Genomic DNA, 20,642 nt, shown 5'->3' with positions numbered 1-20,642 from the left:
AGCGAAGCGAGCGCAGGCTCGGAGGACGCGGTTTGTCCTCCGGTGCTGAGAGAGCCGCGAATATCCCGGCGAGCGACCGCGAACCGCGCGAGGGCTTTCGAGGAAAATACTGCGTCTCTTTCAGTCGCTGAGTTGCGGTCTCTCGCTGACACACCTAGCCGATTCCCGAACCACTTTCCTTCCAGACACCCAACACGCGAGCCATGACTTACGTCTTCGAGTGCCTGTCGTGCGGCGCGAGCATCGACCCCGACCAGCGCCCCGCGGACTGCCCCGAGTGCGGCGGTGCGCTCGAAGTCGTCCACGAGGAGCTACCCGACGCGCTCCCCGGCTCCGGCCGGACCGACCTCTGGCGCTACGCCGACTGGCTCCCGACCGAGGGCCTCGGCCTCGACCGCGGGTCGGAAGGTGCCCCCTCGTCCTCGATGGGGGAGGGCTGGACCCCGCTGGTCGAGGCCCCGCACCTCTCGGACACCGCGGCGGCCGGGTTCGAGGTCGGCGGCCCGGACTGCTACCTCAAAAACGAGACCGCCAACCCCACGTGGTCGTGGAAGGACCGCCTCGCGCCGGTGGTCGTCCCCCACGCCGTCGCCAATGGCGCGGACCGCATCGCCACCGCCTCGACCGGAAACCACGCCAGCGCAGTCGCGGCCTACGCCTCACGGGCCGGAGTTGAGCGCGAGCGGAGCGAGCGCGATGCTCGTCGTGAAGCGAAGCAAAACGACGGCGTCGAGCGCGTCCTCGCGTTCGTCCACCCGTCGAGCGAACCACCCCACCACCGTCAGATTCGGGCCTACGGGGCCGAAGCGATTCGGCTCACCGACTACGGCGAGCGCAAGCGTCTCCTCTCGGAACTGGCCGACCGCGGGTGGTTCGTCGCGTACAACCTCGACGACCGCTTCACCGGCCAGCCCTACGTCTACGAGGGCTACAAGACCATCGCCTACGAAATCGTCGAGGAGTTGGGCGAGGTTCCCGACGCGGTGGTCGTCCCGGTCGGCGCGGGCGACGGCCTCTACGGCGTCTGGAAGGGCTTCCGTGAACTCGCGGCCAACGGCGTCGTCGCCGACAAGCCCCGGATGATAAGCGCCGAGAGCGAAGAGCGCCACCCCCTCGCGGCCGCCTTCGAGTCCGGGGCCAAGTCCGTCGGCCGAGACGACGGGCCGGAACCGCTCAGCACCTCCACGATGGGAACGACCTCGGGCGACCACGCTCTCGCCGCGGTCCGGGCCTCCGGCGGCGCGGCCTACGCCGCTTCTCGGGAATCGGTCGAGGCCGCGATTCGGGCGGTGGGTCGAGACGGCGTCTTCCTCGAACCCTCCTCGGCGCTCGCGCCCGCCGTGATTTCCCAGGCGGTCGAGGAGGGCGTCGTCGGTCCGGACGACACCGCGGTTGCGGTCGGAACCGGCGCTGGGGTCGCGTGGCCCGAGAAGACCGCGGGCGCGGTCGGCGAGTCACCGACCGTGGACCCATCGCTGGATTCGATTTCTGAGGCGGTCGGGTTCGATGTGAATTCGACGTAGCGGAAAGCCGGAGGTTTCACGCCCTCCGAGTGTGAACCGTCTCGCATGACGAAACTGCGAATCGCGGGCGGGCAGGTCCTCCGTCCCGACGAGACCGTCGAGGAGGCGGACGTACTGGTCGATTCCGAGTCCGGCGACATCGTCGCCGTGGGCGACCCCGAGGAGATTCCCGAGGGCGACGAGACCCTCGACGCCGAGGGCGGACTCGTGATGCCCGGACTGGTCAACGCCCACACTCACGTCGCCATGACGCTCCTGCGGGGCTACGCCGACGACAAGCAGTTGGACGCGTGGCTTCAGGAGGACATCTGGCCGGTCGAGGCTGAGTTCACCGCCGAGGACGTGCGCGCCGGGACCGAGCTCGGTCTGCTGGAGATGATTCGGTCGGGCACGACCGCGTTCGCCGACATGTACTTCCACGTGCCCGAAATCGTGGACGCGGTCGAAGACGCCGGACTCCGGGCGCGGGTCGGCCACGGCGTCGTCACGGTCGCCAAGGACGACGAGGAGGCGCGCGAGGACCTCGACACCAGCATCGAAGTCGCCAGCGAGTTCGACGGCGCGGCCGACGGCCGAGTGAAGACCGCGTTCATGCCCCACAGTCTCACCACGGTCGGCGAGGAGTACCTCCGCGAGTACGTCGCCGAGGCCCGCGAGGACGGAATCCCGATTCACTACCACGCCAACGAGACCGAAGACGAGGTGGACCCCATCGTCGAGGAGCAGGGCGAGCGACCCCTCGAATTCGCCCGCGAGTTGAACATGACCGGCGACTCGGACTTCGTGGCCCACGGCGTCCACGTCGACGGAACCGAAATCGATCTGCTGGCCGAGGCGGGCACCGGCGTCGTCCACTGCCCGGCGTCGAACATGAAACTCGCCAGCGGGATGGCCCCGGTCCAGAAACTCCTCGACGCGGGCGTGACGGTCGGACTGGGCACCGACGGCGCGGCCTCGAACAACGACCTCGACATGTTCGACGAGATGCGCGACGCCGCGATGGTCGGCAAACTCGCCGAGGAGGACGCCAGCGCGGTCCCCGCCGAGTCGGTCGTCCGGATGGCGACGCAGGGGAGTGCAGAGGCCATCGGCTTCGACAGCGGTCGAATCGAGGCGGGGGCGAACGCCGACATCGCGGTCGTGGACCTCGAATCCGCCCACCTCACGCCCCACCACGACCTCGTGAGTCACCTCGCCTACGCGGCCCGCGGGTCGGACGTGCGCCACACCGTCTGTGACGGCGCGGTGCTGATGCGCGACGGCGAAGTCCTAACGATGGACGCCGAGGCGGTCCGAGAGCGCGCCGAGGAGCGCGCCGCCGCCGCCGTCGAGCGCGCAGAGTAGGGAAACGAGCGAGCTTCGCCCGAAATTCCTGTCGGAAACGTACCATTGAAGGTTTCGTTGAACGATTAGAACCGATTCTAAACTTTCTAGCGCGCTCTCGTACTTTCTGGGCGCATGTTTGAACACTGAAAACAGAATGGACGGCAGGCGGGGTTTAATCTCCCATTTCCCGTAGCATCGAGTGCAATGACCTCGAAGAAACGACTGGTGGCGGTCGCGCTCGCAGGGCTCATGCTCCTGTCGAGCGTCTCGGCCGCGAGCGCAGTGAGTAGTACGACGGCGAACACGGCGGCGAACGACTCGCTGGTCGTGGCGGTCGAGAACGCAGGGAACGACGGCGCGACGGTGTCGGTGTCGCACAACGACACCGCGGTCGCCAACGCCTCCGTGACCGTCGAGACCCAGAACACCTCCTACACGGGCGTGGGCGAGTACACCACCGACGCGGACGGTGAAGTCTCGCCCCCCGAACCCGAGGAGAACGTGACCGTCGAGGTCACGGCCGCGAAGGGTAACATGACTGGCTCGACGACCGCGACGATTCACGCAGTCGGCGGCGAGGGCGAGGAGAAGACGTTCGGCGACCTCGTCTCGTCGTTCGTCCACGAGATGCTGAACGCGGGCGACGACGGCGGCCCCATCGGTCAGGCCGTCTCGGAGTTCGTCACGGAGAACAACCCCGGTAACGCCGACGAGAAGCGCCCCGACCACGCCGGAAAGCCCGACGACGCGGGTAAAAACGGCAAAGACAAGGGTAAGCCCGACGACGCGGGCAAGAACGGCAAGGACAAGGGCAAGCCCGACGACGCTGGCTCCGCCAACAAGACCGACGACGACGGTGGCTCGCAGGGTCCGCCCGAGAACGCGGGCAACGACAAGGGCGACGACTCCGACAGCGACTCTGACAGTGATTCCGACAAGGGCAACGGTAACGGCAAGGGCAAAGGAAAGGGTAAGTAACGCCCGACTCCGCTGACGCTGTGTTGACGCCCTGTCGGCGCTTCGCCGGTAATTCGCTGGCGCTTCGCTGACTCTCTGTCGGCATTCCGCTGGCTCTCCGTTGGCTCTCGGTCAGCGTCCTGCTGACGCTTCGCTGGCTCTCCACCTCATAGAGAATTGTATTGAATCGGTAAGAAAACAATTTCATTTACTAAAGCAATACAAAATTACCTGAAGTTGCGCTTAGCCGTCGCCGAACCGCTCGCGGTTTGCGAGCGGTTCGGCGACTTACTATTTCGCGTCGCTCGTCTCCGTGCGAAATCGCCGCGCCGAACCCCCGCACCACCCGCCGAAACGCTCGCGTCCACCTTCGGTAGCGTTTTGGGCGTGGTCTCCCTTTTTTCAGCTATGGCAGACTATCCGACAATCTCCGAACAGGTAGACGACTTGGAGTCGTCGCGCACCGAGGGCCATCGCAAGATGGACTGGGCGCGCGAACACATGCCGATTCTCTCGGCGATTCAGGACGAGTTCGAGGCCGACAAGCCCTTCGAGGGCGAGCGAATCGGGATGGCGATGCACGTCGAGGCCAAGACCGCCGTGCTGGTCGAGACCCTCGCGGAAGGCGGCGCTGAAGTCGCCGTCACCGGGTGCAACCCGCTCTCGACCCACGACGACGTGAGCGCCGCGCTGGACGAACACCCCAACATCTCCTCCTACGCCAAACACGGCGTGGACGACGAGGAGTACTACGCGGCCATCGAGTCCGTCATCGCCCACGAACCGACGATTACGGTGGACGACGGCATGGACCTCGTGGCGGCCATCCACGAGGACTACCCCGAACTCATCGACTCCATCGTCGGCGGGGCCGAGGAGACTACGACCGGCGTCCACCGACTCCGCGCGATGGACGCCGACGGCGAGTTGAAGTACCCCGTCTTCGCCGTGAACGACACGCCGATGAAGCGCCTGTTCGACAACGTCCACGGCACGGGCGAGTCCTCGCTGGCGAACATCGCCATGACCACGAACCTCTCGTGGGCGGGCAAGGACGTCGTCGTCGCGGGCTACGGCGACTGCGGCCGCGGCGTCGCCAAGAAGGCTTCGGGCCAGAACGCCAACGTCATCGTGACCGAAGTCGAACCCCGCCGCGCGCTCGAGGCCCACATGGAGGGCTACGACGTGATGCCGATGGCGGAGGCGGCCGAAATCGGCGACGTGTTCCTCACCACGACGGGCAACCGCGACGTGATTACCGAGGAGCACTTCGAGAAGATGCAGGACGGCGTCCTGCTGGCCAACGCGGGCCACTTCGACATCGAAATCGACCTCGACCAACTCTCGGACCTCGCCGTCGCCGAGCGCGAGGCCCGCGAGGGCGTTCGGGAGTACGAGATGGACGACGGCCGCAGGCTGAACGTTCTGGCGGAAGGCCGACTGGTCAACCTCGCCAGCCCCATCGCGCTGGGTCACCCGGTCGAGGTCATGGACCAGAGCTTCGGCGTGCAGGCCGCCTGCGTCCGCGAACTGGTGGACAACGGCGAGGAGTACGACGCCGGCGTCCACGACGTGCCCGACGAGTTGGACGTGGAGATTGCGGAAATCAAACTCGACGCCGAGGGCGTCGAGTACGACGACCTGACCGACGAGCAGGCCGAGTACATGGATAGCTGGCAGCACGGGACGTAAGCGCTTTCTACGAAGAAACCCCCGCCAGTTTCTCGGGGGTTTTCCTCTATAAAATAGTTCTCGTCGGCTTCGAGTCTAAACTCGCCGATAGGACGAAAGCCGATAATTTCTCGTGAAAAGTGAAATATTTCCGATACCGCGAGGTGCCGTTTTCCCAGCGGCCATCCTGTGGACCCCGGTTCGACTCCTCATATGTCATCAGAATGTAAATAATGGGCACTATCTAGACGATAATCCGCAAGTTTTGCGGGAAAATCCTGTATGATTCAAAAATTGCAAGTAGGTGTTCTTCCATCACTCGGATAGATATTGATGACGCCTGACCTCTCAGAGGAGTTAGTTATCGGGCACGACATGGACCTCTCGGGCGAAGACTGGAAGCACGTCTTCGAGACGACGATCGCGTGGTTCCCGGAGCCGACGTTCGCCATCGACGCCTCGGGCCGGGTCTCGCTCTGGAACGACCACGCCGAGGAGATGACCGGGTACACCGCCGAGGAGGCCGTCGGAGAGAACGCCTACGACCTCTTCGGCACGAAGGGCGAGGACGAGACGCTGGCCGAGTCGGTCGTCCGGACCGGCGAGCCGATTCGGGAGTCCCAGATTCGGGAGGCAGAGACACCCGAGGGGACGATTCACGTCCGGGCGAAGGGCATCCCGCTCGTGGACGACTCCGGCACCGTCTTGGGGGCCATCGAGGTCCTCGGTCGCGTGACCGAACTGGTCGAGCAGCGCGAGAAACTCGAGACGCTCCAGAGCCAGATGACGACCGAGGTCGAGACCTCGGTGGACGAACTCCAGCAGTCGGCCGAGAACGTCGCCGAGAGCTCACAGGAGATAAGCGAACTGGCGACCGAGCAGTCCCAGAACTTAGACGAGGTCTCGAAGGAGGTCTCGACGTTCAGCGCGACCATCGAGGAGGTCGCGTCGAGTACCGAGGAGGTCAACAGCCAGAGCCAAGACGCCGAGCGTGCGGCCGCCGAGTCCGAGGAGACCGCCGAGGACGCCATCGAGGTAATGACAGAGGTGGCCGAGTCGAGCGACGACGTTCGGTCGAACGCCAGCCGACTGGAGGCCCAAATCGAGGAGATAGACGAAATCGTCACCGTCATCGACGACATCGCCGACCAGACCAACCTGCTCGCGCTCAACGCCAACATCGAGGCGGCGCGCGCCGGACGAGACGGCGACGGCTTCGCGGTCGTGGCCGAGGAGATCAAGGCGCTCGCCGAGCAGTCCAAGGAGCGGGCCGACGAAATCGAGACCATCGTCGAGAAGGTCAAGGACAACACCGCCGAGACGGTCGAGAGCGTGGATGCCTCCGCCGAGAAGGTAGACGTCGCCGTCGAGCGCATCGACGAGTTGGTCGAGAACCAGCAGACGATTCTCGAGTCCATCCGCGAGACCTCGCGGGGCATCGACGAGATTGCCAACGCCACCGACGAACAGGCCGCCAGCGCCGAGGAGATTGCGACGATGATAGACGAGACCTCGAACCGGAGCGACGAGGTCGCCAACGCGGTCGAAGAGATTGCGGCGGCGAACGAGGAGCAGACCATGATGGTGGACGAAATCGCCGAGAGCGTCAACCGGGTCGAAGAGCGACTGGAAGACTGAGACGCCGGACGCGGATTTCGCTCGCCTGACGCCCTCGATTCGCTCGATTCCCTCGATGCTCTCGCCGGGCGCTAACGCTTTTCCTCCGGAGTGCGTACCGACGTCCGTGACCCTCCAGTACGACCACGCCGACGACCCGAGCGCGACGGCGAGACCCTATCTCGACGCCCTCTCGGAGGTCTGCGACTACTACGGCGTAGACGCCGAATCGAGTTACGTCACTCTGCCCGACCCCGCCGACAGGGTTCACTACCTGACCGCGGGCGAGGGACCGCCCTTGCTCCTCCTCCACGGCCTCGGCGCGACCGCGACTTACTGGGTGCCGATGTTCGACGCGCTGACCGACCACTTTACGATTTACGCGCCGGACAGGCCGGGCCGAGGCCTCTCGACCGCGGTAGACTACCGCGAGACGGGATTCCGAGAGTTCGGCGTCGAGTACGTCACCGACTTCCTCGACGCGCTCGACGTCGAGGAGACCGCGGTCGTGGGCAACTCTCTCGGGGGATTCCAGTCGCTCGCGCTGACGGTGGATTATCCGGAGCGCGTGACTCGACTCTGTCTCATCGGCGCACCTGCTGGCCTCTCGCTCGACATTCCCCTCCTCTTTCGAGTCCTCGACGTGCCCCTCCTCGGGCGCTGGCTGTTCGACTACTTCAGGACCGAGACGGTTTCGGAGGCTCGCGCGGAGTTCCGGCGAATCAACGTCGAGGACGACTCGGCGGTCCCCGACGCGCTCCTCGAACCGGGCGTGGTCGGCGAGGACCTGCCCGGCCAGCGCGAGAGCCTCTGGTCGCTGTTGGAGACGCTCGGGACCTACCGGGGGATGGACTCGCAGTTCGACCTGCGCGAGGAGGTCCGAGAAATCGAGGTCCCGACCCGGTTCGTCTGGGGCACCGAGGACTACTTCTGGCCGCCCTCGGTGGGTCGGCCGGTGGCCGGCGCGATGGCGAACGCCGACTTCGTGACCCTGTCCGACCACGGCCACACGCCGTGGCTGGAACCCGGCGACGAAGCCACCGACGCGGCCGTGGCGTTTCTGACGAACGAGGTCGGTCCCGTGTAGTCGGTCTCGGCGTCACTCCTCGTCGTCGCCGGTCCGGACGACGTGACCGTACTTCAGTAAGGCGACGAAGATCGACCCGCCGATGGCGTTGCCGACCGTGGCGAGCGCGAGAAAACTGAGGTAGTCCACGAGGCTGATAGCGGGGGTGACGAGCGCGCCCGCCAGCACCTCGACGTTGCCCGCGATGGAATGGGGCAAGTGGGCCAGACCGATGCTGGTCGTGACCAGCCAGACGACCGCGAGGCGAGCGATGCTCTCTCTGGCGGCTGTCAACAGCCACGAGAGCAGTCCCATCATCCACCCGGCCGCGATGCCTCCGGCGAGCAAGAGCCACGGGCCGTGGGTCGTGAGGTTCCTTGCAATCTCGGTGAACGCCGAGGAGTCGGCGATGTGGTAGGCCGGCGCGAACCAGACCATCCCGACGGCGAAGGCCGACCCGCCTAGGATGTTTCCGGCGTAGACGAACGCCCAGAGGCGGGCCAGTTCGCCGACGCTCGCCCTGCCGTCGAGGACCGGAAGGGTGGCGCGGGCCGTGTGTTCGGTGAACAGCTCCGACCGACCGCCGATGACGAAGATGAACCCGACCGCGTAGGCGTTGGCGACGACGATTCGCGTCAGGGGTTCGCCCCACGCGCCGCCGACCAGCGTCAGCAGGACTGCCATGAGCAGCGGACCGAACCCGATGTCGAGTCCGGCCGAGATGCCGGAGAGGAGCAGGCCGTCGGCTGGGCGGTCGAGTTCCTCGAGTCCCTCCTGTATCTCCTGTGCGAGAATCTCCTGCTTGGACTTTTGGCCTTCACCCGGCGCTTCGGTCCGGATGCGCCGGTCGAGTTCTTCCTTCGACACTACGGAGAAAGTGGACCTTTCCGGCAAAAAGCGGTCTGGCCGCTGAAAAGCGGACCGAGGGCCAGTCAACTCCCGCCACTTCACTTCCACCGCGCTCCCGAGGGACTTAACACACGGAAGGAAGCAGTATCCGACATGGCAGACACGACGTGTCTCTGGGGGTGCGGTGATGTCCAACGCGAAGGGTGACCGCCGGGAACGCGAACTCGTCAACCGACTCGACGAGGCCGGGTTCGCGGTCATGCGGGCACCGGCCAGCGGGAGTGCGACCGAGCGCGAACTACCGGACGTGCTGGCGGGCGACGGCGACGTGTTCTACGCTATCGAGGCCAAGTCGAGTTCGGGCGACCCCATCTACCTGACGGGCGAGGAGGTCGAGGCGCTGGTCTACTTCTCGCAGAACTTCGGCGCGAAGCCCAAAATCGGGGTGCGGTTCGACCGCGAGGACTGGTACTTCTTCCACCCCGCGGACGTCCATCAGACCGACGGGGGCAACTACCGAGTCAAGAAGGAGACCGCGCTCGAAGACGGCGAACCGCTCGACGCGCTCCGGGGGAGCGACGCGGCCGACGACGAGGAGTCCGACCACGGCATCCGCGACGTGCTGACCGCGGTCGAGCAGGGCGTCCTCTCGGTGGACGAGGCCGCGTCGATGCTGGAGTAGGTAATTCTCCCTTTTCCGTCTCGTCTCGGGGTTCCTCTCACTCTCACGAACTCGTATGGAAAAATATATTTCCTTCTGTGACTATTTCGTCAATGTCGGTGACGTAGCTACACTCCCGGCCGTCGCGTCAGCGGGCACCGTCACCGACGCGGAACGACCCACCGCTCATCGACTCTCTGGACGGAGTTCGAGCATTGTCACCCCGGCGGCGGTCCGTCGCGGCATCTTCGGTGGAGGGCCGGATCGCCGTCACTACTTCCCTGTCGATTCCTCGCGGGCAACTGCGCTGCGTTACGAATGATTTTCGTCGCTACGCGCGGGCCTCGAACTCGTTCAGTTCCGACTGGTCTTCGCCCTCGCGGTCGGCCACGTCGGCGACTGCGCTCTCGGGGCCGTCTTCGGACTCCCCGCGGCGGGCGAGTCGCCCCCGCGGGAAGGAGTACCGCCGGAGATGGTGGGGCTTGAGGTCCTCGGTCCCGAGACCCGCCGGGACTGGGTACATCGCCTCGACCACCACGTCGTCGGCGCGGTAGTCCTCGTTGTTGTGGTACGCCGCGACCGTGCAGTCGTGGTTGGCGATTTCGACCTCGTCGGCCCGGCGGCCGGTCGTCCGGACCACGACCAGCAGGTCGCCGGTCTCGCGGTCCACGACGGCCTCGCCGGGGTCGAGTCCGCACTCCTCGCAGAAGTGCGGCCCCTCGCTCTTCTCGTCCACGAAGGTCTCCTCGCCGCAGTTGGCGCAGGCGACGGCCCGCTCGCCGGGCGGCGGGACGAGTCCCTCGGTGACCTCCATGGCGACGCGCCGGATGTGCTTACACCGGACTCCTCGGAAGTTGTGGTCCGGGCAGGTACAGCGCCCGCCGGGCAGGTCCACCGAGTAGGCGTTGCCGCTCTGGCTCTCGACTTCGTAGACGCCGCCGCCGAGCGGCGTGACGGCCATTCGCTCCATGCGCGCCCGCTGGGACCGGCTGTCGGTCACCTCGGGGACGGGCGCAAGCGATGCTCGCGTTCGTTCGGAAGCTGTTGTGTTTTCCATGGGCTTCCCACCTCGTGTGCGGCGACCGACGCGACAGAATCAGCGCCACCCCCGAATCGGCAGACAGTCGGTCGATTCCGCGTACAATCCATTAGGGCCTGAACCCTCCTAAGTCTTGCACCTGACAGAACAGCTATACGAGCGCGCCAGAGCAGTAATGGACGAATAACGGCTAAATTCGTCAGGGAAAACTTAGAATAAATCGGGGTGCAAACGCCCGGCCACACTAACCACGTTTCAGCGATCTGATGGCTCGCGCCAGAAATTCTACCGCGAGCGAGGAGCGAAGCGACGAGCGAGCGGACCAAGGAATCCTCGAACGAGCGCCTCCGGCGCTCGTGAGGGGGTGACGCCGTGTTTTTGGTCGAGCTTTTGCCAGCGTAGCGGCGCGGCAGAGCCGCGCCGCGGAGCGCAGCAAAAGGTCGTTCCGAAGCCCTTTTGCCGATACCCTCGGAAGCCACCGCTATGGTAGATAAGGAAACGCGCCGCGAGATACTCGTCGGCGTGGGTTCCGTCGGGCTGTTCGTCGCGGTCCTCCTCTGGGTGGGCGCGACCTACGGGAACGGCGGTCTCACGCAGACGGGCGCGTTGGCTATCGTGGCGGCTATCGTCTTCTTCGTGCTGTTGATGACCGGCGTCGGCTACTGGATGGCACAGCAGTACTGAAATCGTTTCGGGGGTTGTGGGTGTCGAGAGTTTCGGGTAGTGGCGGGTGTGGCGGTTTTGTGGGTATTGGAGGAAGTCGGGTTTTTGAGGGTCGTTGTGGATGGATTCGGCAGAGTCGCTGGTAGTCGAGCGACGGAAGCCGCGACCGAACCGCACAGCACCGCGACGGTAGATTGGACTGGGAAGCTAGCTTCAGGCTTGAGCCACGGAGTCTACCGCTCCACAACCGCACCTCACGCCTCCCCAACCTCCTCGCTCGCTCCCTCCGGTCGCTCACTCGCCCCTCGCGCGCGAGAAACGCGCGCGCCGACAATCCTATTCAATCCTTAGAGGAACAATTTATTATTTATAAAATAGTAATGTAGTTCCTAGAGACAACTTCTAATTTCTCTGTCCCGCGTCGTCCAGCGCGTCCTCGTAGTAAGCCAGCGGGTGGGAAATCGAGTCACAGCGGGCGTCTACGGTCGGGTCCTCCTCGTCGGCGACCGGGCACTCGCCGTAGGCCGCCATCGTCTCGCAGGAGGGCGGGGCGTACTGGGCACCCGACTCGTCGCGGATATATTCTACTCTGCTAGTATCAGTATTTGCACCGCAAAAATCCTGTAGTTCATCGGTATCCGAATTTAGACTAGCAAAAAACGATACAAGCGTGAACTCTTCGGTATTTGTAAGCGTCGCACCGTCCTGCGCCTGTTCTACCAGCGAGGTAATACAAGGGGGGAAGCAATCCGGAGCAATGACATCAATATTGGTTTGGATGTCTATTTCAGAAATTTCATCCTTTATTTCGCTTATTTCGTCACTTAGACTCTCTTTGATTTCCTCAGGTATTTGTTCCGGAGGTAAGCCATCGCTGATACGCTGGCGTATTGCCTCTTGAAGCAGTTCGTACAATTCCTCCCTAGATATCGTTACTTTCCCATCTCTGAGTTGTCTTGTTGCGAGTGTCCACGATTTACCTTCGAGATTTGATGATAACCTGAGATAGTGAGTAACCGCGATTAAGAAGCCTGACTGATACTGTTCAACTTGGCTTGCGAGGCCAAATTCATGAAGGAAATATTGGAGGGGAACCTTTCCATTCTCGGGTAATCGTTTCTTGTCGTCTAAAACGTCAAAGTCCTCCGTGAACCGTTTGTAGGCTGTTTCTGCTTCAGCATTCGTGTATTTGTCAATTACACCTGGTTCGTCAAGAAGAGAAACGAGAATCCGTGCAACAGGATAGGACAAGAGTTCAATCCGGACCCCCGGATGGCGTTGGCCTTCTGGAATATCTACGGTCCCTTCGAGTAAAGCACGTTCAACACGCTGAACACCACGCTCGACCGCAGGGTGGCGTGTCTCATCCGTTTCGTCTGCTCTAATTGCTTCGGCAGGACCAATATCTGCCTCTCGGACTACTTCCTGAGAGGCGTCAAGAAACGGATAGTTCGCGTGAAACGGGTCCATACTCGCTCAATTTCGACCGGCGCGGATAAACGCGACGGTCCCTTTGCGCGGAGTAATAGCCTGAGTAGGATTCGGCGTCGGGGCTTCGGAGATTCTTGAATTAGAGGCGATGGGAGCAAACGGGACAGCAACGTCCTCGAAAGCCCTCTCGCGGTTCGCGGTCGCTGACGCAGGCTATTCGACGCGTGCAGACCTGCGCGCGTCGAATAGTTGCCTGCGCAGGTGACCGAGGTGAACGGAACCGTGCTCGCCCTTTCAGTCCGCCGGAGGACAAACCGCGTCCTCCGAACCTGCGCTCGCTTCACTCGCGCAGACGCCAGGATTCGGTTGCGCGGCCGAGTGGTACCGGTGGCTGATTCGGCCGAGCGCATTGGTGGTTGTTCGGCCGAGCGATACCGGCGCTGGTTGTCCGCTTCGACCACCATAGCCTTCGAGTGGCCGCGGCCCCTCGCTTCGATCATGAGCGAGACCGACGACGCGCCGGTGGACGCCGAGACCGTCGCGCTGGCCTACTACGACGCCATCGACGCGGGCGACTACGACCGGTTCGCGGACCTCCTCGCGCCGGACGTCGTCCACGAGCGCCCCGACCGGACCATCGAGGGCCGGGACACGCTGGTCGGGTTCATGCGCGACGACCGGCCCGACAAGGACACCTCCCACGAGGTCCGGTCCGTCTTCGGAGATAGCGACGGGGTGGCGATAGAAGGGCGACTGCGGGGCGCAGACGGGAACCCGATGTTCGAGTTCGTAGACGTGTTCGACTTCGAAAATTCGGTCGAAGGTGGAGAAGCGAAAATCGGTCGAATCCGGACCTACACGCGCTAATTTCCGTATTCTACTCCAACTTGCCGGACAGCACCTTCGCCGCGGTCAGCACGGGGTCCCAGACCGGACTGAACGGCGGGGCGTACGACAGGTCGAGGTTCTGGACCTCCTCGACGGTCATCCCGGCGTGGAGCGCCGTGGCGACGGTGTCGATGCGCTTGGCGACGCCCTCCTCGCCGACCATCGCCGCGCCGAGGAGACGCCCCGTCTCTCGGTCGCCGACCATCTCGATGGTGATGGGTTCGTCGCCGGGGTAGTAGTGAGCGCGCGACCCGGCGGTGATGACCTGCGTGACCGGGTCGAACCCGGCCTGTTCGGCCTCCTCGGTGTCGGTGATGCCGGTCCGGGCGACTTCGAGGTCGAACACCTTCACGACCGCCGTACCGACGATGTCGCCGACTTCGGTGGGGTCGCCCCCGACGGTCGAACCGATAGCTCGCCCGGCCCGGTTGGCGGTCAGCGCCAGCGGGACGTAGTCGGGCGCGTCGGCCACGACGTTGTGGGCCTCGGCGCAGTCGCCCGCGGCGAAGACGTTGTCGTCGTTGGTCCGACCGTACTCGTCGGTCGCAATCGCGCCGGTCTCGCCGACCTCGATGCCCGCCTCCTCGGCGAGTTCCGAGTTCGGCGCGACGCCCGTGGCGACCAGTACCGCGTCTACGGGATAGCTGTCGTCTTCGGTCTCGACTGCCGCGACTCGGTCCTCCTCGCCGCCGATTTCCTCGACCAGCGTGTCGAGGTGGAGCGAGACGCCCTGCTCGCGGAGGTGGTCCTCGACCTCCTCGGCGATGGTCTCCCCGAAGGGTGCGAGGACGTGCGGGAGCATCTCGAAGACCGACACGTCGATGCCCCGCGCGTCGAAGGCCTCGGCCATCTCCAGTCCGATGTAGCCCCCGCCGATGATGCCCACCGACTCGGGTTTCTCGCCGGACTCGCCCGCGACCGTGTCCCGCACGTCTCGGGCGCTCTCCATCGAGTGGAAGGTGAACACGCCGTCTAAGTCCATCCCGTCGATGGGCGGCTCGATGGCTCGCGCGCCGGTCGCCACGAGGAGGTCGTCGTACTCCTGTTCGTAGGTCCCTTCGCCGTTCTCCACGGTCACGGTCTGGGCCTCGCGGTCGATACCGACCACTTCGCTGTGGGTCCGGAGGTCGATGTTGCGCTCCTCGCGGAACTCCTCGGGCGTGATGGCGACGAGGTCCTCTAACTCGTCGATATCGCCCTTGACGTAGTAGGGCATCCCGCAGGCCCCGTAGGAGACCCACTCGCCCTTCTCGAAGACGATTACGTCGAGGTCCGGGTTCTCGCGCTTGGCCTTGCTCGCTGCACTCATCCCTGCCGCGTCGCCGCCGATTACTACGAACGTTTCTCCCATGTCCAGTAGTACGCACTCGATACTTAAAATAGACTTGCGCGATTTCTACAAGACGAGAATGGTCCGTCGCCGCGTCCCTTGACGGTACCACAACTCGCTGGAACCCCAACCGATACGTGCGGGGATTTCCAACGGGGTGGCATGAACTACGTCGCGTGGGCAGTCGTCGCGCTCGTCGGCTACTCGGTCTTCACGCCGCTGGCGAGTCTGGCGACCGACCAGATTCCGAGTACCGTCGTCGCGCTGGTCGCCAACAGCATGCTCGCGCTCGGTGCCGCCGGGGTCATCGCCTACCGGGACGAGCCAGTCGTCCAGTATCTCACCGGCGAGAACGCGGTGTACATGTACGCCGCCGGGGTCTTCCTCACGGTCGGCATTCTGGCGTACTATCAGGCGCTCGGGTCCGGCCCGGTCAGCACGGTCGTCCCCATCTTCGGGATGTTTCTGGTCGGTAGCTCCTTACTCGGCGTCGTGTTCCTGAACGACCCGCTGACCGCGAAGAAGGCCCTCGGCATCGTACTGGCGGCCGTCGGCGTCTACCTGACGACGAGTTAGTACTTCTCGTCGGCGCGAAGCGGCGTATTATACGGCAGAACTTCGACACCGTACCGACTCCCAAGTGCCCCTAATGCACCGTCGAAGGTGACGAGACAGACAGTCGCGCTCTCCGCGTCGAGACGCTCTTCGAGTGAAATCGCGTTCAGGAGAAGCGTTCCCTCGTGGAATTTGAAATCGAGGTCAGGTTGCTCTCCGTAGAGTCGATTAACGTTCCTGAACTGTGCTTCGGTGGCCGGACACCGACAGTCGCTTGCTGTCCACCGGAGCCGTCCTCGTCCCACGGTTCGCCGTCGTACAATACCGAGATATGTGATTCGGACAGGTCGTTCCAAAGCGATTCGACGGTGTTAGAGTCTTTGCCACTCCGGACGGTCCCGAGAACCTCCGCAACGACGTACGTGGTCGTGAAGACGAAGGCGTTCCGTCGCTTCGCCTCCTCGAAGATGTAGTCGATTACCGCGTGATGGTCGCGGGGTCGAATCGTCGTCAGTCGCGTCAGAAGGGCCTCCTTTCCAACTCCGAGAAGCACTGGTCCGCCGCGACTCGGATTCAGTTCGCCTCGGTCGTGACGTTCGAGCGCCTGCTCGGGGATTCTGTCTCGAACTCCAGACATCAGGGATACTCAGCGTTCGTCTTCGTCTTCCAACTCGATTCGCTCGCCGTCGAGCAAGGGGTCCTCGTGTTCCTCACTCAGGGGTTCACCCAAGTCAGGGGCGCTAGAGGTAGTACTCTCCAAGAACTCCCGGACCGCCTCACTCGAATCGCGGGAATTCGTCGCCATCGGAAAATCTCTCTGTGTTAATTGTTGGCCGCTGATAGAATGTAAATGCTCCAGTGGGGCGGTTCGCCTTGGAACTACTCCTTCTCGCCCGCGCCGAGGGCGCTCTCGCCGACCGGTTCGTGGCCCTCGATGACCTCCGTGCCGCCCATGTAGGGCCGGAGGGGTTCGGGCACGGTCACGGTGCCGTCGTCGTTCTGGTAGTATTCGAGGATGGCGACCATCACGCGAGGCAGGGCCAGTCCCGACCCGTTGAGCGTGTGGAGGTACTCGGCCGACTCGTGGCGCTCGGGCCGGTAGCGCAGGCCAGCGCGCCGGGCCTGGAAGTCCTCGAAGTTCGACACCGACGAGACTTCGAGCCAGCGGCCGCCCTCCTCGGGGCCGTCTTCCATGTCGTCGCCGGGGGCCCAGACCTCGATGTCGTACTTCTTGGCCTGCGTGAACCCGAGGTCTGCAGTACACATCTCCAAGATTCGGTAGGGCAAGTCGAGGCGGCGCAGGACCTCCTCGGCCTCGTCCACGAGCCGCTCGAAGGCCTCGTAGCTGTTTTCGGGTTCCACGAAGTTGACCATCTCGACCTTGTTGAACTGGTGGACCCGGACGATGCCCCGGGTCTCGGTGCCGTGTTCGCCCGCCTCGCGCCGGAAGTTCGGCGTGTAGGCCTGATGCTTCAGCGGGAGGTCCTCTTTCAGCAGGATGTCGTCGCGGTACATGTTCGTGACCGGGACCTCCGCGGTCGGACAGAGCCAGAGGTCGTCGTCGTCGTAGGGTTCGTCGTTCGACCCGCCGAGTCGGTAGGCGTCGTCCACAAACTTGGGGAACTGGCCGGTGCCCTCCATCGACTTGCTGTTGACCGGAACCGGCGGGAAGAGGTCGATGTACCCCTGCTCGCGGTGGAGTTCCAGCATGAACTGGAGGAGGGCGTACTCTAGCTGGGCACCCTCGCCCTTCAGGAAGTAGAACCCGCTCCCGCTGGTCTTGGCGGCGCGGGCCTCGTCGATGATGTCGAGTTCCTCGCCGAGTTCGTAGTGAGGTGTGACCTCCTCGGGCAACTCGCGCAGGTCCTCGAAGCCCTCGCGTCGGCGCTCTCGGTTGTCGTCCTCGCTGTCGCCGACCGGGACCTCCTCGGCGGGAATCTGCGGCAGGCGAAGCATCTCTTCTTCGAGGGTTGCTTCCAACTCGGCCGCTCGCTCTTCGACCTCCTCGATTTCGTCCTTGAGTTCCTGCGACCGCTCGATGGCCTCGTCGGCCTCGTCGTGTTTGCCCTCCTGCTTGAGTTCGCCGATTTTGCTGCTGACTTCGTTTCGCTCGTGTCGCAGGTCGTCGCCGCGGGCCTTCAGGTCACGCCACTCCTCGTCGAGTTCGAGAATCCGGTCGAAGTCCACGTCGGCCACGCCCTTCTGTTCGAGCGCGGCGCGGACCTCGTCGGGATTCTCGCGGATGTAGTTCCGGTCTAGCATTCCTACTCGCTACATCCCACTCCCGGCAAAAAACCGTATCGTTCGTGGGGCAGGGGTTGGCAAGGTAGGTGTAGCAAGATTAGGTGATACTGCGCCGTGTGCTTTCTCGGAATCCGGCGCGTGCTGGCGCGGCGGTTTATCGCCGCGCCGAATCGCGCGAGGGACGAGCATCGCAGGCCCATGGCCGAGAAGCGCAGGAGGTTGGGGAGGTATGAGGCTGTCGCGGTGCGGTTGCGGTGCGGTTGCGGTGCGGTTGCGGTGCGGTTGCGGTGCGGTTGCGGTGCGGTTGCGGTGCGGTTGCGGTGCGGTTGCGAGGCGGTTGCGGCGACTCCTCGGCTCAAGCCTGAAGCTAGCTTCTCGCCACTTCTTCCGTGTTCCGCGACAGTAACCGAAAGCACAGGAGGCTCAAAGGAGAATGACGAAAGTCTCGAAAGCCCTCGCGCGGTTCGCGGTCGCCCTTTCAGTCCACCAGGACGCGGTCTGTCTCGCCGAGCGAAGTAGGATTGGTTGCGCGTATCGGACCCTATTCCAGATGTCCGAGCAAATCGAACACCAGCGTCTAAATTTCCGAGGAGCGAACACCTTTTACTCCGCCGCGACCCACCAAGCCATATGCAACAAGGCGACCTCCGAGAGGTCACAGTAGGCGACTGCTCGGACCTCTACTACCTCGACACCGGGATGTACGACACCGACGAGTACGGCGCGGTCTACATCTACGACGCCGCCCGGCCCGCGATTATCGACACGGGCATCGGAACCCACCACGAACTCATTCTCGACGCGCTGGACGAACTCGACATCGCCCGCGAGGACGTCGCAGTAATCGCACCCACCCACGTCCACCTCGACCACGCGGGCGGCGCTGGCTTCCTCGCCGAGGCCTGTCCCAACGCCGAGGTCATGATCCACGAAATCGGCGCGCGCCACCTCGTGGACCCCTCGCGCCTCGTCGAGGGGACGAAGGCCGCGGTCGGCGACCAGTGGGAGTTCTACGTCGAGCCGAAGCCGGTCCCCGAGGAGCGCGTGGTCGAACTCAACGGCGGCGACGAAATCAACCTCGGCGACCACCGCCTCGACGTCTACCACGCGCCGGGCCACGCACCCCATCAGGTCGTCTTCCACGACCGGGACGACGACGCGGTCTTCACCGCCGACGCGGCGGGCATCTGGGTCCCATCCGTCGAGGAGATTCGCCAGACCTCGCCGCCGCCGAACTTCGACCTGGAGCAGTGTCTCGCCGACTTGGAGACGATTCGGGACTTGCATCCGACGGCGCTCCTCTACCCGCACTTCGGCCCGCGCGAGTACGAGGAGGGCGTCATGGACGAGTACGCCGAGGTCCTCCGCGAGTGGGTCGCTGTGGTCGAAGAGAAGTACGAGGAACTGGGCGACGCCGAGGCGGTCGAGGACTACTTCGCGGAGAACGCCGAGATGGTGGATGTCTGGGGCGAGCGCAAGGCCAGCGAGGAAGCGCGGCTGAACGTCCGTGGAGTCGTAACCTATCTCGACAACCGGGAAGAATAGGTAATTCTTTCTTCTAGAATTATATAGTTGACTTTAGTCATTGTTTTGTTGTCTGCTCTTGGCGTCTCGAGGTGTCTCTGGAGAGGCAGAGATAGCCATTACCGACTCCGAGGCGTCGCCGCACCGCCCCGCACAGAACCGGGGGCGACGCCGTTTGTATTAATAAGATTAACATGTAGCGACGGATAGTAGTCGGACAGTACTGACGATGATTCGCTTGGAACTACGAGAGTTGCTCGAAGAAAAAACCGGGACGCTCCTCCTGATTGCGGGCGGATACCTCTCGATTCAGTCGCTAATCCGGACTTTTCCGGATTTCGTCGGGTTCACGACCCCGGCGAGACTCCCGGGATGGGCTGGCTTTATTTTCTTTGCGGCACTCCCCGACCTCGTCGGATTCGCAATCCCGTTCGTCGCTCTGTTCGGCCTCTATCACCGCCTGACTTCCGAGGCTCCTCGGCTGGCGGCCGTGGGCGTCACGCTGATGGCGCTCACACCGATTCTATTCGTGAGCGGTCTCCTGACCCTGCTGGTTCGTCCGGTACCCAGAGTCCCGTATCTCCTCTGGCTCAGTCCGCTCCCGTACACGATGGGGACTGGGGCTTTCGGACTGGCGTTCTTCCGGAAACCCGCTCCCATCCGCTTCGTCGGGGTTCCACTACTCGTGTTCTCGGGGACGTGGATACTGCTATACGTTGTCAGCCTGAAAAACGGGCGAGTCCCGGACTGGTTTCCGACCGTCGAATTACAGCGATAGTGAGGCGAAAGCCCACTCCTTCAGGGGTGGGATGAAGCCGACAACTGGGAATCTATCCACGCTCGTAGCCACGGCCGGGGGGTAGATGCTTGCGTAACACCTTTAGGTGAGAGATATCTATATACTGGCGATGCCTCGTGGATTCGACAGGGAACGTACCAACGTCCACAAACTCCAGTACCACTTCATCTGGTGCCCGAAATACCGCAAATCGGTGCTTGAGGGCGAGGCACGCGACCGTCTTGAAGAACTCATCGAGGACAAGGCTGACGAACTCGACCTCGAAATCTTGGAGTTGGCGATTCGCCCCGACCACGTACACCTGTTCATCACGGGCGACCCGACGCTCGCCCCGAACAAGATAATGCAACAGGTCAAAGGCTACTCCTCGCGCCACCTCCGCGACGAGTTCGACTTCGGCCTCCCGTCTCTGTGGACGCGCTCGTACTTCGTTTCCAGTGCGGGCGACGTATCCAGCGAGGTTATTGAGGAGTACATCGACGCCCAAGCAGGCGAGTAG

The 20,642-nt window shown here is 63.7% G+C and carries 20 protein-coding genes; 13 read left to right on the top strand and 7 right to left on the bottom strand.

Annotated elements, in window-relative coordinates; all coding sequences use genetic code 11:
• Nucleotides 1–203: 203 nt before the first annotated feature.
• From EPL01_RS07965 to EPL01_RS07940, 6 genes are all read left to right on the top strand, one after another.
• Nucleotides 204–1,523, top strand: coding sequence for a threonine synthase (locus tag EPL01_RS07965; RefSeq protein WP_135824733.1), 1,320 nt, complete (start codon nucleotides 204–206; stop codon nucleotides 1,521–1,523).
• Nucleotides 1,524–1,568: 45 nt separating this feature from the next.
• The gene (locus EPL01_RS07960) at nucleotides 1,569–2,867 is read left to right on the top strand and encodes an amidohydrolase (RefSeq protein ID WP_135824732.1); all 1,299 of its coding nucleotides are present in this window, start codon (nucleotides 1,569–1,571) and stop codon (nucleotides 2,865–2,867) included.
• Nucleotides 2,868–3,053: 186 nt separating this feature from the next.
• Nucleotides 3,054–3,827 carry a hypothetical protein gene (locus EPL01_RS07955; RefSeq protein ID WP_135824731.1) on the top strand — a complete coding sequence of 258 codons (774 nt, stop codon included), beginning with the start codon at nucleotides 3,054–3,056 and terminating at the stop codon, nucleotides 3,825–3,827.
• 387 nt (nucleotides 3,828–4,214) lie between these two features.
• Nucleotides 4,215–5,498 carry an adenosylhomocysteinase gene (locus EPL01_RS07950; RefSeq protein WP_135824730.1) on the top strand — a complete coding sequence of 428 codons (1,284 nt, stop codon included), beginning with the start codon at nucleotides 4,215–4,217 and terminating at the stop codon, nucleotides 5,496–5,498.
• 312 nt (nucleotides 5,499–5,810) lie between these two features.
• Nucleotides 5,811–7,115 (top strand): methyl-accepting chemotaxis protein, encoded by a 1,305-nt coding sequence (locus EPL01_RS07945; protein ID WP_246045648.1) that lies wholly within the window; start codon nucleotides 5,811–5,813, stop codon nucleotides 7,113–7,115.
• A 106-nt stretch (nucleotides 7,116–7,221) separates the two neighbouring features.
• Nucleotides 7,222–8,181: an alpha/beta fold hydrolase gene (locus tag EPL01_RS07940; protein WP_168215839.1), complete on the top strand. Its 960-nt coding sequence runs from the start codon at nucleotides 7,222–7,224 to the stop codon at nucleotides 8,179–8,181.
• A gap of 12 nt (nucleotides 8,182–8,193) precedes the next feature.
• On the opposite strand, the gene EPL01_RS07935 is transcribed toward EPL01_RS07940, so the two are convergent.
• Nucleotides 8,194–9,027 carry a formate/nitrite transporter family protein gene (locus EPL01_RS07935; protein ID WP_246045647.1) on the bottom strand — a complete coding sequence of 278 codons (834 nt, stop codon included), beginning with the start codon at nucleotides 9,025–9,027 and terminating at the stop codon, nucleotides 8,194–8,196.
• A gap of 169 nt (nucleotides 9,028–9,196) precedes the next feature.
• Here EPL01_RS07935 and hjc point away from each other — a divergent pair, with 169 nt between their 5' ends.
• The gene (gene hjc / locus EPL01_RS07930; RefSeq protein WP_135824727.1) at nucleotides 9,197–9,691 is read left to right on the top strand and encodes a Holliday junction resolvase Hjc; all 495 of its coding nucleotides are present in this window, start codon (nucleotides 9,197–9,199) and stop codon (nucleotides 9,689–9,691) included.
• A 310-nt stretch (nucleotides 9,692–10,001) separates the two neighbouring features.
• On the opposite strand, the gene EPL01_RS07925 is transcribed toward hjc, so the two are convergent.
• Nucleotides 10,002–10,727 (bottom strand): SWIM zinc finger family protein, encoded by a 726-nt coding sequence (locus tag EPL01_RS07925; RefSeq protein WP_135824726.1) that lies wholly within the window; start codon nucleotides 10,725–10,727, stop codon nucleotides 10,002–10,004.
• Between the two features lie 465 nt (nucleotides 10,728–11,192).
• On the opposite strand from EPL01_RS07925, the gene EPL01_RS07920 reads away from it, so the two are divergent.
• Nucleotides 11,193–11,393 (top strand): DUF7472 family protein, encoded by a 201-nt coding sequence (locus EPL01_RS07920; RefSeq protein WP_135824725.1) that lies wholly within the window; start codon nucleotides 11,193–11,195, stop codon nucleotides 11,391–11,393.
• Between the two features lie 381 nt (nucleotides 11,394–11,774).
• Here the strand turns inward: EPL01_RS07920 and EPL01_RS07915 are convergent, their stop codons facing one another.
• A complete protein-coding gene (locus EPL01_RS07915) occupies nucleotides 11,775–12,842 on the bottom strand; it encodes a DNA primase large subunit PriL (protein WP_135824724.1) in 1,068 nt (355 codons plus the stop codon).
• Between the two features lie 459 nt (nucleotides 12,843–13,301).
• Here EPL01_RS07915 and EPL01_RS07910 point away from each other — a divergent pair, with 459 nt between their 5' ends.
• The gene (locus EPL01_RS07910; RefSeq protein WP_135824723.1) at nucleotides 13,302–13,670 is read left to right on the top strand and encodes a nuclear transport factor 2 family protein; all 369 of its coding nucleotides are present in this window, start codon (nucleotides 13,302–13,304) and stop codon (nucleotides 13,668–13,670) included.
• 10 nt (nucleotides 13,671–13,680) lie between these two features.
• Here the strand turns inward: EPL01_RS07910 and EPL01_RS07905 are convergent, their stop codons facing one another.
• Nucleotides 13,681–15,042: an FAD-dependent oxidoreductase gene (locus tag EPL01_RS07905; RefSeq protein ID WP_135824722.1), complete on the bottom strand. Its 1,362-nt coding sequence runs from the start codon at nucleotides 15,040–15,042 to the stop codon at nucleotides 13,681–13,683.
• A gap of 141 nt (nucleotides 15,043–15,183) precedes the next feature.
• Here EPL01_RS07905 and EPL01_RS07900 point away from each other — a divergent pair, with 141 nt between their 5' ends.
• The gene (locus EPL01_RS07900) at nucleotides 15,184–15,597 is read left to right on the top strand and encodes an EamA family transporter (RefSeq protein WP_135824721.1); all 414 of its coding nucleotides are present in this window, start codon (nucleotides 15,184–15,186) and stop codon (nucleotides 15,595–15,597) included.
• 145 nt (nucleotides 15,598–15,742) lie between these two features.
• Here the strand turns inward: EPL01_RS07900 and EPL01_RS07895 are convergent, their stop codons facing one another.
• The 3 genes from EPL01_RS07895 to serS all read right to left on the bottom strand — a co-directional run bounded on the left by EPL01_RS07895 (nucleotide 15,743) and on the right by serS (nucleotide 17,838).
• Nucleotides 15,743–16,213 carry a hypothetical protein gene (locus EPL01_RS07895; protein ID WP_135824720.1) on the bottom strand — a complete coding sequence of 157 codons (471 nt, stop codon included), beginning with the start codon at nucleotides 16,211–16,213 and terminating at the stop codon, nucleotides 15,743–15,745.
• Between the two features lie 9 nt (nucleotides 16,214–16,222).
• Nucleotides 16,223–16,381, bottom strand: coding sequence for a hypothetical protein (locus tag EPL01_RS21515; protein WP_168215838.1), 159 nt, complete (start codon nucleotides 16,379–16,381; stop codon nucleotides 16,223–16,225).
• A 74-nt stretch (nucleotides 16,382–16,455) separates the two neighbouring features.
• Nucleotides 16,456–17,838, bottom strand: coding sequence for a serine--tRNA ligase (gene serS / locus EPL01_RS07890; protein ID WP_135824719.1), 1,383 nt, complete (start codon nucleotides 17,836–17,838; stop codon nucleotides 16,456–16,458).
• Nucleotides 17,839–18,450: 612 nt separating this feature from the next.
• Here serS and EPL01_RS07885 point away from each other — a divergent pair.
• The 3 genes from EPL01_RS07885 (at nucleotide 18,451) to tnpA (ending at nucleotide 20,642) form a co-directional block, all read left to right on the top strand.
• The gene (locus EPL01_RS07885) at nucleotides 18,451–19,365 is read left to right on the top strand and encodes an MBL fold metallo-hydrolase (protein WP_135824718.1); all 915 of its coding nucleotides are present in this window, start codon (nucleotides 18,451–18,453) and stop codon (nucleotides 19,363–19,365) included.
• A 217-nt stretch (nucleotides 19,366–19,582) separates the two neighbouring features.
• Nucleotides 19,583–20,122 carry a hypothetical protein gene (locus EPL01_RS07880; RefSeq protein WP_135824717.1) on the top strand — a complete coding sequence of 180 codons (540 nt, stop codon included), beginning with the start codon at nucleotides 19,583–19,585 and terminating at the stop codon, nucleotides 20,120–20,122.
• A 130-nt stretch (nucleotides 20,123–20,252) separates the two neighbouring features.
• On the top strand, nucleotides 20,253–20,642 hold the full coding sequence (tnpA, locus tag EPL01_RS07875) for an IS200/IS605 family transposase (protein WP_135824716.1): 390 nt from the start codon (nucleotides 20,253–20,255) through the stop codon (nucleotides 20,640–20,642).

The organism is Halorussus ruber (assembly GCF_004765785.1).
Classification (GTDB): domain Archaea; phylum Halobacteriota; class Halobacteria; order Halobacteriales; family Haladaptataceae; genus Halorussus; species Halorussus ruber.
The sequence above is the reverse complement of the archived record's forward strand: the minus strand, read 5'-3'. Positions and strand labels throughout refer to the sequence as shown.